At 66.8% G+C, this 11,561-nt stretch carries 13 protein-coding genes and 1 riboswitch; of the genes, 7 read left to right on the top strand and 6 right to left on the bottom strand.

Translation table 11 applies throughout. The features are described from left to right. The coding region (locus tag LPZ50_RS14825) for an aminopeptidase P N-terminal domain-containing protein (protein ID WP_230662236.1) at positions 1-473 on the bottom strand (473 nt) is incomplete at its 3' end. 84 nt (positions 474-557) lie between these two features. After that, a riboswitch (yybP-ykoY riboswitch) is annotated at positions 558-782 on the top strand. On the opposite strand from LPZ50_RS14825, the gene LPZ50_RS14820 reads away from it, so the two are divergent. The 3 genes from LPZ50_RS14820 to LPZ50_RS14810 all read left to right on the top strand — a co-directional run bounded on the left by LPZ50_RS14820 (position 775) and on the right by LPZ50_RS14810 (position 3,483). Then, a complete protein-coding gene (locus tag LPZ50_RS14820; RefSeq protein WP_230662235.1) occupies positions 775-1,767 on the top strand; it encodes a sodium:calcium antiporter in 993 nt (330 codons plus the stop codon). It overlaps the preceding riboswitch by 8 nt. A gap of 393 nt (positions 1,768-2,160) precedes the next feature. Next, positions 2,161-2,502 (top strand): hypothetical protein, encoded by a 342-nt coding sequence (locus tag LPZ50_RS14815; RefSeq protein ID WP_230662234.1) that lies wholly within the window; start codon positions 2,161-2,163, stop codon positions 2,500-2,502. 93 nt (positions 2,503-2,595) lie between these two features. Then, positions 2,596-3,483, top strand: a complete 888-nt coding sequence (locus LPZ50_RS14810) for a cytochrome c oxidase assembly protein (protein ID WP_230662233.1) — start codon at positions 2,596-2,598, stop codon at positions 3,481-3,483. A gap of 10 nt (positions 3,484-3,493) precedes the next feature. Here the strand turns inward: LPZ50_RS14810 and galU are convergent, their stop codons facing one another. Continuing rightward, positions 3,494-4,333 carry a UTP--glucose-1-phosphate uridylyltransferase GalU gene (gene galU / locus LPZ50_RS14805; protein WP_230662232.1) on the bottom strand — a complete coding sequence of 280 codons (840 nt, stop codon included), beginning with the start codon at positions 4,331-4,333 and terminating at the stop codon, positions 3,494-3,496. A gap of 67 nt (positions 4,334-4,400) precedes the next feature. Here galU and LPZ50_RS14800 point away from each other — a divergent pair, with 67 nt between their 5' ends. Then, positions 4,401-5,915: a M48 family metalloprotease gene (locus tag LPZ50_RS14800; RefSeq protein WP_230662231.1), complete on the top strand. Its 1,515-nt coding sequence runs from the start codon at positions 4,401-4,403 to the stop codon at positions 5,913-5,915. Between the two features lie 284 nt (positions 5,916-6,199). On the opposite strand, the gene LPZ50_RS14795 is transcribed toward LPZ50_RS14800, so the two are convergent. Genes LPZ50_RS14795 through LPZ50_RS14780 form a run of 4 tightly spaced genes read right to left on the bottom strand, consistent with a single transcriptional unit; the run spans position 6,200 to position 8,930 of the window. Next, the gene (locus LPZ50_RS14795) at positions 6,200-7,300 is read right to left on the bottom strand and encodes a YheT family hydrolase (RefSeq protein WP_230662230.1); all 1,101 of its coding nucleotides are present in this window, start codon (positions 7,298-7,300) and stop codon (positions 6,200-6,202) included. A gap of 14 nt (positions 7,301-7,314) precedes the next feature. Then, positions 7,315-7,737, bottom strand: coding sequence for a YybH family protein (locus tag LPZ50_RS14790; RefSeq protein WP_230662229.1), 423 nt, complete (start codon positions 7,735-7,737; stop codon positions 7,315-7,317). Between the two features lie 16 nt (positions 7,738-7,753). After that, positions 7,754-7,966 carry a zinc-finger domain-containing protein gene (locus tag LPZ50_RS14785; protein WP_230662228.1) on the bottom strand — a complete coding sequence of 71 codons (213 nt, stop codon included), beginning with the start codon at positions 7,964-7,966 and terminating at the stop codon, positions 7,754-7,756. Between the two features lie 43 nt (positions 7,967-8,009). After that, positions 8,010-8,930, bottom strand: a complete 921-nt coding sequence (locus LPZ50_RS14780) for a branched-chain amino acid transaminase (protein ID WP_230662227.1) — start codon at positions 8,928-8,930, stop codon at positions 8,010-8,012. Positions 8,931-9,118: 188 nt separating this feature from the next. Between LPZ50_RS14780 and LPZ50_RS14775 the strand changes: the two genes are divergently transcribed. From LPZ50_RS14775 to LPZ50_RS14765, 3 genes are all read left to right on the top strand, one after another. Continuing rightward, positions 9,119-9,826 (top strand): AzlC family ABC transporter permease, encoded by a 708-nt coding sequence (locus LPZ50_RS14775; RefSeq protein WP_230662237.1) that lies wholly within the window; start codon positions 9,119-9,121, stop codon positions 9,824-9,826. After that, positions 9,823-10,158, top strand: a complete 336-nt coding sequence (locus tag LPZ50_RS14770; protein ID WP_230662226.1) for an AzlD domain-containing protein — start codon at positions 9,823-9,825, stop codon at positions 10,156-10,158. The genes LPZ50_RS14775 and LPZ50_RS14770 overlap by 4 nt, the downstream gene beginning before the upstream one ends. A 157-nt stretch (positions 10,159-10,315) precedes the next feature. After that, positions 10,316-11,561: DEAD/DEAH box helicase (locus LPZ50_RS14765; protein WP_230662225.1), on the top strand; the 1,246-nt coding region annotated here is incomplete at its 3' end.

Raw genomic sequence — 11,561 nt, 5'->3', positions numbered from 1 at the left:
CGGCCGCGCCCTTGCTGCTCGGCTGCGGCATGCCAGCGGCGCAGCCGCCGCTCGATGGGGCCCGTGGCCGCATAGGCGCGGTACAGCGCGGGCTGGTCCAGCAGCAGGCTGGGGATCATCTCGTCCAGCGCGTCCACGGTATGTGCTTCGTCGAACCCGTAATGCTCCTTCGCCGCCTCCGGCCCGGCGCGGTAGCCTTCCCATATCTCCTGTTCTGGATGCCTGGCGCGGCAGAACAGAATGGCCCTGTCCAGGGCGCCGGCTACCAGCACCAGCCAGGCGTCGGGTTCGGTGAAGCCTGTCAGGTAATAGAAGTCGCTATCGTGCCGGTACGGGTAGTCGGTGTCGCGGTTGCGCACCGCCTGGGGGGCGGTGGACAGCACGGCGATGCCGCCGCCGGCCGCGCGCATGCGCTCCAGCAATCGGCGGCGGCGGGCGGCAAACGGGGCGAAGTCGGCGGCGGGCAGGCTCATGGCGGGTCGGGGAAAAGTTGAGGGGCCGGCCCTACTGTACCGCGCCCGCGCTGGCTGAGCGGCTCGCTGCCTGCTACAATCCGCGCCACTGTCATTGGGGAGTAGCCATCCTTTGAATCCCCAAAGGAGTCAGCGTCAACAGACTTGGCGGTTTCGTACCCCATGGCGCTGACGGTTCCCGCGCGGCGGCTTTGCCCGCCAACCGGTCCAGCCAGGCGAGACCTTTGGCCGCAATGCGCATACGCCAGCCGGGCGAGCCGCATTGTCGCGCCATTGGTTTCCGCTCGTCCGGCTGTCGGTCATGTTACTTACCCTGCTGTTGTTTTTCCTGTCCGCGCTGGTCATCTATTACGCCTGCGAATACTTCGTCAATGGCATCGAATGGGTGGGCACGCGCATGCAGCTGGGCGCTACCGCGGTCGGCACCGTGCTGGCCGCATTCGGCACCGCGCTGCCCGAAAGCGCGGTCACCTTCATGGCGGTGGTGTTCGGCTCCACCCCTGAACAAAAGGACATAGGCGTGGGCGCCGCCATGGGCGGGCCGCTGGTGCTGGCCACCCTGGCCTATGCCGTGGTGGGCCTGGCACTATGGCGCGGCGGCCGGGGCGCGGCGCAGATCAACGCCGACCAGCCGCGCCTGGCGCGCGACCAGGCCTGGTTCATGGGCGTATTCGTGTTCAAAGTTGCCTTGGGGATGCTGGCATTTGCCTGGAAACCCTGGCTGGGGTTCGTGTTCCTGGCCGTCTACGGGTTGTATGTGAAACGCGAACTGGCCAATGACGAGGCATGCATGGATTGCGACGACCTCGAGCCTCTCAAACTGCGTCCGCGCGACCCCGCCCCCTCGATGGCCTGGGCCTGTACCCAGACGGTGCTGGCCTTGCTGGTCATCGCCGGCGCCTCGCACGTCTTCGTGAACCAGATCGAGCTGCTGGGCATCGCCATGGGGGCGTCGCCGCACGTGGCGGCTCTGCTGCTGGCTCCGGTGGCCACCGAGCTGCCGGAAATCATGAATGCCCTGATCTGGGTGCGTCAGGGCAAAGAGCGCCTGGCCTTGGCCAATATTTCCGGGGCCATGATGATCCAGGCCACTATTCCCAGCGCCCTGGGCATTTTCATGACCCCCTGGCTGCTCGACGGCCCGCTGCGGGTGGCGGGCCTGTTCACCCTGCTGGCCATCGGCCTGCTATGGCTGCGCTTCCGGCGCGCCACCATGAGCGTGCCGGTGTTGTCCACGGTGGGGGGTCTTTATGGCCTGTTTGCCCTGTACCTGGGGTGGCACTTCGTGCGCTGAAACCGCATTCGTTCCCCTCCTGGGGGGGAACTGTTGCGAAAACGGGGCCAAAATCGGGAAAACCCTTGTTTTTGGTCAAAAAACTACGTAAAATCAACGTGTTTACATCATACGGAGTTGTTCTGTGAATACCGATTCCGGCGACAGTAGTCGATCTTGCATCGACGTCGCTGCCTGACAGGATCCACGCAGAAACTCCATCTGCCGCATCCTGTCAGTGCAGGGTGCGGTATGGGCGGCAGGTTCACTGCCTCCTTTTCCCGCCAAAAACCGCCAGAACCGTAGCTGTGTCCTCGCAGCCCGCGTAGGTGCGCGCCTGTCGCCCGCCGCCGCGCTGTTGCGGTGGCGCGCGCGTATTCGCACGGGCAATTCCAGCTTTGACGGGAGGCTGCCATGCGTTTATTCGACCTGTTCCTGCGCCGTGCCGGCGTTGATCGTGCCAATTCGTCCCAGCGCCGCCAAGGTACGTCGCGCCTGACCATTGTTTGTCCGCGCGACGCCCTGGGCGCCGTGCGCAAGCAAATATGCCTGGATTTCGGCGCCGCCGGGCTCGACGTGGCGCAATTCCAGATCGATTCCGGCCGCGACGCGGACTTTGCCTCGGCCTGCATCACGGTCAATTGCCCGCCCGAGCTGCGCCCCGAGCTCATGTCCCAGGCACGGCGCCTGCGCGCCAACCCCGCGGTACGCCACGTGCATTTCGGCGCGCGCGCCACCACCCGCGCGGCCGCCTGATGCCGCCACCGCCGCGCCCGCCCGGGCGCGGCTCAATTACAATGCCATCTCGGGCCCTGCAGCCCGGATTCCTCAGGCTTCTCGGATTTCGGCATGGATAGGCTAGGCTGGCTGGTACCGTGGGAATTCTCCCCGACCCTGGTGGCCGCCTTTGTGGCGGCCATCGTGCTGTTCGTGCGGGGCCAACGCGTGCATCGCGTCAACGCCGCCCGGCAATTCCTGTTCTGGGCTGGCATGGTCCTGCTGTACCTGTCGCTGCACACCCGGCTCGACTACTACGCCGAGCGCATGTTCTTCATCCATCGCATCCAGCACCTGGTGCTGCACCACCTGGGCCCGCTGCTGGTCATGGCGGCATTCCCGGGCTCGGCGATGCGGGCCGGCCTGCCCATGGCGTGGCGCGTCCGCCTGCGCGATTTCCTGCGCACCGGCGGTGGCCGGGCCCTGGTGGCCGTACTTACCAACAAGTATTTCGTGCCGGCCCTGTTCGTATTCCTGGTGCTGGTGTGGCTGATTCCGTCGGTGCAGTTTTATTCCATGCTCGACTGGCGGCTATACCGCCTGATGAACTGGTCGGTGGTGATCAGCGGGTTCATGTACTGGAACCTGATCCTCGATCGCCGCCCCAGCCCCCCGGCCGCCATGAGCCCGGGCGGCCGCGTCATTTCGCCCATCCTGACCATGGCGCCGCAGATGGTGGCGGGCGCCGTCATTGCCTTCACCGAATCCGACATCTATCCCTTGTTCGAACTGTGCGGCAGGGCCATCGCCATGTCGGCGCAAACCGACCAGACCATCGGCGGCCTGACCATGTGGATCCCCGCCGCCATGGTGGAAGTATTCGGTCTGCTGGTGGCGCTGGCCACCCTGATGCGCCTGTCGGGCAAGGGCCGCCTGCGGCCCGAAGACCGCCAGGCGCATGCCCGTGCCCGCGAACGCGAAAAAGCCGGCACCGGCGGCGGGGCCGTGGCCAGCCCCTGAGCGGCTCTGCTTACTTTGGCACCAGGCCGTGGTATTTGCGGCCCAGCGCCACCGTGGCCTGGAACATGCCCGCCTTGTTGCCGCAGTCGTAGCGCTGGCCGTTGTAGCGGTGGGCAAACACCGGCCGTTCGGCCATCATGGCGGCGATGCCGTCGGTCAGTTGTATTTCATTGCCGGCGCCCATCTGGGTGGCGCGCAGGTGATCAAAAATTTCCGCTTCCAGCACGTAGCGGCCCACCACCGCCAGGGTCGATGGCGCCTTTTCGGGCGCGGGTTTTTCCACCATGTGCGTGATGCGGGCCGTGCGTTCGTCCAGCGCATCCGCGGCCACGATGCCGTACTTGCGCGTATCTTCGCGGGGCACGTCCTGCACGCCCAGCACGCTGGCATCCTGCGCGTATGCGGTGTCTATCAGCTGTTTCAGCACGGGGGTGTCGGCGTCGATCAGGTCGTCGGCCAGCAGTACGGCGAACGGTTCGTTGCCCACCGCCGGGGCGGCGGTCAGTACCGCGTGGCCCAGGCCCAGCGGCGCAGACTGGCGGATATACAGGCAGTTGACGTGCGAGGGCAGGATGCCGCGCACCATGTCCAGCAATTCGTGCTTGCCCTTGCTCTCCAGGTCGGCTTCCAGTTCGGGGGCCGAGTCGAAATGGTCCTCGATGGCGCGTTTGTTGCGGCCAGTGACGAAAATCAGGTCCGTAATGCCCGCGGCCACGGCTTCTTCCACCGCATACTGGATCAGGGGTTTGTCGACAACGGGCAGCATTTCCTTGGGCATGGCCTTGGTGGCCGGCAGAAAACGGGTGCCCATTCCTGCGACAGGAAAAACGGCTTTGCGGACTGGGCGCATGAGAACCTCGGGGTATAAAAGTTGAACAGACTGCAAACTTTTTGCTTGCGGTCGCTATCATATTGCCATGAACCGCAGGCATACGATATCCAGGCATCCTATAGTCAAGCATGGCCTCGCCGGCGCCCTGAGCCTGGCCCTGGCCGTGCCCGTGGCGCCGGCCCTGGCCCAGCCGGTGGGGCTGCCCTCCATGGGGGCGGCCTCGTCGGCCGATTTGTCGCCCGGGCTGGAGCGCCAGCTGGGCGAGGCCATCATGGCCCAGGGCAGGCGCGACCCCACCTATATAAATGACCCGGAACTGTCCCAGTACCTGACCACCATGGGCCGCAAATTGGCGGCCTATGCGCCGGGCGCGGTGCCCGATGTGGAAATGTTCGGCGTGCGCGATCCGGAAATCAACGCTTTCGCCATGCCTGGCGGGTTCATCGGCGTCAATAGCGGCCTGATCGTGTCGTCTACCAGCGAATCCGAGCTGGCGTCGGTGCTGGCGCACGAAATCGGCCACGTAGTCCAGCGCCACATTGCGCGCGGCATGACCCAGCAGGCCCAGAACAGCGTGGTCATGATGGCCAGCATGGCCGCGGCCCTGCTGGCGGCGCTGGCCGGTGGCGGCGGCAACCTGGCCATGGGGGTGGCGGCCTTCGGCCAGGCCGCAGCCATCAATCGCCAGTTGGGGTTTTCGCGCGATGCCGAGCGCGAGGCCGACCGCGCCGGCTTCCAGATGCTGACCAAGGCCGGCTATGATCCTGAAGGCATGGTGCGCATGTTTTCGCGCCTGATGGGGGCGGCGCGCCTGAACGAAGGCATGGGCGGCGGCGCGTGGGCCAGCACCCACCCCCTGTCGATCGAGCGGATGTCCGACGTGCAGAACCGGGTGCGCAGCCTGCCGGCCGAACAGCACGTGGACAGCGACGACTACTGGTACATGCGCGCCAAGATGCGCGTGATCCAGGGGCGCGACGCCGTCAGCCTGCGCACCTCGGCCCAGCAATTGCAGGACGACGCGCGTACGCTGCAAGGGGTACAGCAGTCCGCCGCCTACTACGGCCTGGCCCTGCACGGCTTCCAGCGCAACCAGCTGGACGAGGCCCAGGGTTATCTGGACAAGGCCGGCACCGGCGGGCGCAGTTCGCCGCAATTGGCGCGCCTGGCCATAGACCTGGCCGCCGCGCGCAAGAACACCGGGCAGGCCCTGGATCTGGCCACGGCCGCCATCAAGCGCTGGCCCCAGCAGCGCGCCCTGGGCATCGCCTATGCCCAGGCGCTGCAGGGCGCAGGGCGCCACGCCGACGCGCAAGCCTATCTGCGCGACCGCATCAAGCAATGGGGCGACGACGAACCCGGCCTGTACCAGATGCTGGCGCAAAGCGAAGAACGCAACGGCCAGCCCGTGCAGGCGCGGCGCGACATGGCCCGCTACTACGTGCTTACCGGCGCCTACGCGGCCGCCGAATCCCAGCTGCAGCAGGCCCGCAACCTGTCCAAAGACTTCTACGAACAGTCCCAGATCGACGTGCAGATCAAGGAAGTCAAAGACAAACTCGCCTCCGAACGCGAACTACTGGAACGGTTCAAAGGATGAGCCCGGACACGGAACAGTCCTTGAGGACTGTTCCGTGCCTGGCGAATCCGAGCGGCGTACTAGCCGCGAGGTGGGAGAGCCCGGACACGGAACGGGTGTCTGACTCCCGCAGGGTGTCAGACACCGATGTGTGCCACGACCGTCTCATTTGGACGGTGTCCGGCACCCTGACGGGAGCCGGACACCTGGCAGCGCCGGCGAAAACTCGCCGCGGCGGCTAAGGTAGTGCCATGGGTGTCAGACACCCGACGGGAAGCGCGCAGCGATTCAGGGGTGAGCCCGTTCTATCGCCCGGTTTCGAAGAACCGGCCCAGGCGCTGCGGCAGCCAGCCCAGGTGCGCGGGAAAGGCGCCGGTGGGAAAGCCGGCATGCCCGCCTTGCGACGGCTGGTGCAGCAGCACGTGCTGTGAGCATTCGCGCGGCAGCGGCAGGGCGCTTTCCGGCAGGAACGGATCATTGCGGGCATTCAAGACCAGCGTGGGCACCCCGATGCTGGCCAGCCAGGGCTTGCTGGACGCCCGGGTCCAGTAATCGAGCGCATTGCGGAAGCCGTGCATGGGCGCCGTGTAGGCGTCATCGAATTCCCGCAGGTCGCGCGCATGCGCGATGCGCATCACGTCGATGGCGCCGGGAAAGCGGCGGGCCTTTTCCAGCACCTTGTGCTTCATGGTTTTCAGGAAGTGCGCGCTGTACAGCCTGCGGTTGATCAGGCCCTGCGACAACCGGTTGCCGCCCGCCACGAGATCCAGCGGTACCGACACCCCGGCGCACGCGGCCAGCCAGGACAAGGTTTCGCCTTGTTCTCCCAGGTATTTCAGCAGCGCGTTGCCGCCCAGCGACACGCCCACCGCATGCCAGCGCGCATGGGGAATGCGCGCCCGCACGGTGTCCAGCATGAACCCCACCTCGGTGGAATCGCCCGAATAATAGGCGCGCGCCAGGCGGTTGGGGGTGCCGGAGCAGCCGCGGAAGTGGGCCACCGCCACGATCCAGCCGCGCGCGCGGAAGTGGTGGGCGATGGATTGCGCGTAGCGGCTGGCGCTGCCGCCTTCCAGGCCGTGGAACAGCAGCAGGGCGGGTGTGTCGGGGGTTTGCGGCAACGAGGCCCAGTCGGTGTCGGCGATCCAGCGCGCCGCGGCCGTCTTGCCGCTGACCACGGGCTTGCCCTGGTCGATGGGCAGGCCGTCGGCCCGCTTGTGCGGAAACAGCCCCGGTCCGGTCCAGTCGATGTCGATGAAATCGGTATCGGGCGTTTCCACGCGCTGCCGCACGAAGGCGATCTGGTGGTGCTGGGCGAAGAACGCGGCGTAGATCGTCTGGCTGTGACGATCGGGCAGCCAGGCGGGAACGGGGCAGGGCGAAGTATCGAGTCGGGCAACGGCCAAGCGATCCACCCGCGTCAATGCAGCCGGTCGGGAACGTCGTGCAGATCGAGTACCCCGGCGTCCGATGGGGCGGGCGAGGCGTGGTGCATGACCATGCGCCAGCCCGTGGGCCCCTTGTGATAGATGTTCGTGGCGTAGCAGACGGCGTAGCGCGTGGCGCCTTGCGCCCGCACGGCCACTTGTTCAACCACGTTGTGCACCGCGCACATCACGCTTTGCATCGCCAGCGGGCGCAGCGGCTGTATGACCAGCGGCCCGGCCGCCAGGATTTGCTGCCAGGATTCCTGCACCGCCGTATGGCCCACCGCGCGCAGGCCGCCCGGGTGGATGCACACGACCTCTTCGTCGTCGGCCCACACTTGCATCAGGGCCGTGGTGTCGGCCTGTTCGAGGGCTTCGTAGAATGCTTGCTCGGCTTCTTCCGGCGTGGCGTACATGGCGGTGCTGGCCTGGTCAGTGGCCGCGGACGACGGTGCCGGGCTTCAGGCGGTATTCGGCACCACAGTAGGCGCAGCGGGCCGAGCCGGTGTGGGCCACGTCGAGGAACACGCGCGGATGCATGCTCCAGAGCGGAGCCTTGGGGCCCGGGCAGTACACGGGCAGGTCTTCGGCGCCGACTTCAATGGTTTCGTGGGCGGGCGCGGCGGCAGGGGCGGCGGCGGTCATGGTGTTTCCTGGAAAAGGCTAGGGTTGGAACAAAAGGCGGCGGTCAGACCTTGGTGAGCCAATGGGCGTACTTGGGGTTGCGCCCGCTGACCAGGTCGAAGAATGCCGTCTGCAGTTTTTCGGTAACCGGCCCGCGCCGGCCCGCGCCGATCTTGCGATTGTCGACTTCCCGGATGGGAGTGACTTCGGCGGCCGTGCCGGTGAAGAAGGCTTCGTCGGCGATGTAGATGTCGTCGCGCGTCAGGCGCTTGGTGACCACGGTAATGCCCAGGTCGGCGGCCAGCGCATGCACGGTGGACCGGGTGATGCCGGTAAGCGCCGAGGCGATTTCCGGTTCGCACAGCACGCCGTCTTTCACGATGAAGACGTTTTCGCCCGCGCCCTCGGCCACGAAGCCCTCGGTGTCCAGCAGCAGGGCTTCGTCGTAGCCGTCTTGCAGGGCCTCGGCGTTGGCGATGATGGAATTGGCGTAAGTGGTGGCCACCTTGGCGCGCGGCATGGTCACGTTGACGTGCTGCCGGGCGAACGACGACACCTTGACGCGGATGCCCTGCGCCAGGGCCTCTTCGCCCAGGTAGGCGCCCCAGGGCCAGGCGGCGATGGCCACGTGCACCTTGGCGCCCTTGGGCGACACGCCCATTTTTTCCGAGCCGTAGAACACCAGGGGGCGCAAATAGCAGGATTCGAGCTGGTTGGCACGCACTACCTCGCACTGGGCGGCGTTGAGCGTGTCCGGGTCGAACGGCATGGGGATCTGGTAGATGTGCGCCGAATTGCACAGCCGCCGGGTGTGGTCCTGCAGGCGGAAAATGGCGGTGCCGGCGTCGGTTTTGTACGCGCGCACGCCTTCGAATACCGACAGGCCGTAGTGCAGCGAATGGGTCAGCACGTGCGTGGTAGCGTCGCGCCACGGGACGAGCTGGCCGTCGTACCAGATGAAGCCGTCGCGGTCCGCCATCGACATGGTATTGCCCCCTTTTATAAGAGGCGCCTATTGTATCAAGCGGCGGCGGTACAATGCCGCTGTTTCGGCGCCGGGCGAGCTGGCGTGGTGTGTTTGTCCTTCGATGAGTTCCATGCCGTCCAGTTCCACATGCCAGGGGGCGCCAGGTGCCCGCTGATTCCGCTGCATTGCCCGAAGACCCCCAACTGGTGCGCCAGGAACGCATCCAGGCCTTCCGCCAGGGCGTGCACGCCATCGCGCCGGCCCTGATCGCCACCGGCACCTGGGGCCTGGTCACCGGCGTGGCCATGGTGAAGTCGGGCCTGACCGAATCCATGGCCCTGGCCATGACCCTGCTGCTGTACGCCGGTTCCGCCCAGCTGACTTCGCTGCCGCTCATTGCCAGCGGCGCGCCGCTGTGGCTGATATTCATGGCCGGCTGCGTGGTCAACCTGCGCTTCATCATTTTCGGCGCGGCCCTGCATCCCTTCTTCCGCCACCTGTCCTGGCCGCGCCGCCTGGGGCTGGGCTATTTCACCACCGACATGGGCTTTGTGCTGTTCATGCCGCGCTTCGGCGATGCCGCCGTGCGCGGCACGCGCGAACAGCTGTGGTTCTTCCTGGGCACCATTGCGCCGGGCTGGCTGGTGTGGCAAACCGCGTCCGTCGCGGGCATTTACCTGGGTACCCTGGTGCCGTCCGCCTGGTCGCTGGACTTCGCCGCCGTGCTGGCACTGCTGGCCATTACCGTGCCGCTGGCCAATTCCAAGCCCATGCTGGTTTCCATGCTGGCCGCCGGCATCACCGCCTGGCTGGGCCAGTTGCTGCCGCTGCGGCTGGGGCTGGCGGCCGCCGTGATCGCGGGCATTCTGGCCGGCATAGGCGCCGAACGCTATTTCCACAAGGTGCGCGCATGACCCTCTGGCCGTCGGAAGTCTATGTGTATTCGGCCATCCTGCTGCTGGCCCTGTGCAGTGTGCTGACCCGCGCCGGCTTCATGCTGATGGGCGATTACGTGCCGCTGCCCGACGGCGTGCGGCGCGCCCTGCGCTATGCGCCGGCCGCGGCGCTCACCGCCATCATCGTGCCCGACCTGCTGCCCTGGAAGACCGGGGCGGGGCCGGCCTTCGACTACCGGCTGGTGGCCGCCACCATCGGCGTGGTGGTGTTCCTGCGCACCCGCAGCGCGGTGCTGGTCATCGTGGCCGGCATGGTGGTTTTGTGGCTGTTGCGCTGGCTGGCCGGCTGAAAGCCGCGCCGGACACCCGCCACGGCGCGAACCCCGGCCGGACGGCGATTTCTTGCGCTAGGGCAGGCTGCGCTAAAATAAAGTTATCCACAGCAATCCGGGCTTGGCAGCATACTCGTTTTGTTCTTTTTCTGGCCCCCGGCATCTGCCCTTCCTGATGACTGACTCCAACACCCCCGTAGCCCCTGCTTCCGAAGCGCCCACCCCGACTTTCGCCGATTTCGGACTGCACCCGCAACTGCTCCAGTCGGTTGCCGACACCGGTTACACCACTCCCACCCCGATCCAGGCCCAGGCCTTGCCGGCGGTGATGGCCGGGCGCGATGTCATGGGTGCGGCGCAAACCGGCACGGGCAAGACGGCAGCCTTCACGCTGCCCATCCTGCACCGCCTGATGCCGCTGGCCAACTCCAGCGCATCGCCGGCGCGTCATCCGGTGCGCGCCCTCATCCTCACGCCCACGCGCGAGCTGGCCGACCAGGTCTACGAAAGCGTCAAGCGCTACAGCAAGCACACCACGCTGCGCTCGACCGTGGTGTTCGGCGGCGTGGATATCGGCCCCCAGAAGGAAGCGCTGCGCCGGGGCTGCGAGATCCTGGTGGCCACGCCCGGCCGCCTGCTCGACCACGTAGAGCAGAAAACCGTCAACCTGGGCCAGGTCGGCATCCTGGTGCTGGACGAGGCCGACCGCATGCTGGACATGGGCTTCCTGCCCGACCTGGATCGCATCGTCCGGCTGTTGCCCGCGCAGCGCCAGGGCTTGCTGTTCTCGGCCACCTTCAGCAACGAAATTCGCAAGCTGGGCCGTTCGTATCTGAACGAGCCCGTCGAAATCGAAGTGGCCGCGCGCAACGCCACCGCCGACACCGTCACCCAGATCGCCTACCAGATGCCCAGCGACGCCAAGCGCGCCGCCGTGGTGCACCTGGTGAAATCGCGCGGGCTGAAGCAGGTCATCGTGTTCTCGAACACCAAGATCGGCACCGCCCGCCTGGCCCGCGAACTGGAACGCGACGGGGTGCGCGCCGAATCCATCCATGGCGATAAAAGCCAGGCCGACCGCATGAAGGCGCTCGATGCCTTCAAGGCGGGCGAACTCGAAGTGCTGGTGGCCACCGACGTGGCCGCGCGCGGGCTGGACGTGGCCGGCGTGCCCTGCGTCATCAATTACGACCTGCCGCACAGCGCCGAAGACTACGTGCACCGCATCGGGCGCACGGGCCGGGCCGGCGCGTCGGGCGAGGCCATTGCCTTGTTCACGGCCGACGAAACCCGCTACCTGCAAGACATCGAGAAACTCATCAAGCGCCAGGTGCCGCGCGGCACGCTGGACGTACCGTCCGATCTGGTGGCGCGCAGCCACACGCGCGATGCGCCGCGCGGCGGCCGCGGCCGCGAGCGCG

The sequence above is a fragment of the Bordetella petrii genome, from assembly GCF_020991325.1.
In the GTDB taxonomy this organism is placed as follows: domain Bacteria; phylum Pseudomonadota; class Gammaproteobacteria; order Burkholderiales; family Burkholderiaceae_B; genus Bordetella_A; species Bordetella_A petrii_E.
The sequence above is the reverse complement of the archived record's forward strand: the minus strand, read 5'-3'. Positions and strand labels throughout refer to the sequence as shown.

What these genes read in the sequence shown, in the direction of transcription:
- LPZ50_RS14790 (WP_230662229.1), bottom strand. Translation starts at nt 7,737, where the DNA reads ATGTACGCCACGCCGGAAGAAGCCGAGCAAGCATTCTACGAAGCCCTC.
- LPZ50_RS14810 (WP_230662233.1), top strand. Translation starts at nt 2,596, where the DNA reads ATGGATAGGCTAGGCTGGCTGGTACCGTGGGAATTCTCCCCGACCCTG.
- LPZ50_RS14800 (WP_230662231.1), top strand. Translation starts at nt 4,401, where the DNA reads ATGAACCGCAGGCATACGATATCCAGGCATCCTATAGTCAAGCATGGC.
- LPZ50_RS14815 (WP_230662234.1), top strand. Translation starts at nt 2,161, where the DNA reads ATGCGTTTATTCGACCTGTTCCTGCGCCGTGCCGGCGTTGATCGTGCC.
- galU (WP_230662232.1), bottom strand. Translation starts at nt 4,333, where the DNA reads ATGCGCCCAGTCCGCAAAGCCGTTTTTCCTGTCGCAGGAATGGGCACC.
- LPZ50_RS14820 (WP_230662235.1), top strand. Translation starts at nt 775, where the DNA reads ATGTTACTTACCCTGCTGTTGTTTTTCCTGTCCGCGCTGGTCATCTAT.
- LPZ50_RS14780 (WP_230662227.1), bottom strand. Translation starts at nt 8,930, where the DNA reads ATGTCGATGGCGGACCGCGACGGCTTCATCTGGTACGACGGCCAGCTC.
- LPZ50_RS14785 (WP_230662228.1), bottom strand. Translation starts at nt 7,966, where the DNA reads ATGACCGCCGCCGCCCCTGCCGCCGCGCCCGCCCACGAAACCATTGAA.
- LPZ50_RS14770 (WP_230662226.1), top strand. Translation starts at nt 9,823, where the DNA reads ATGACCCTCTGGCCGTCGGAAGTCTATGTGTATTCGGCCATCCTGCTG.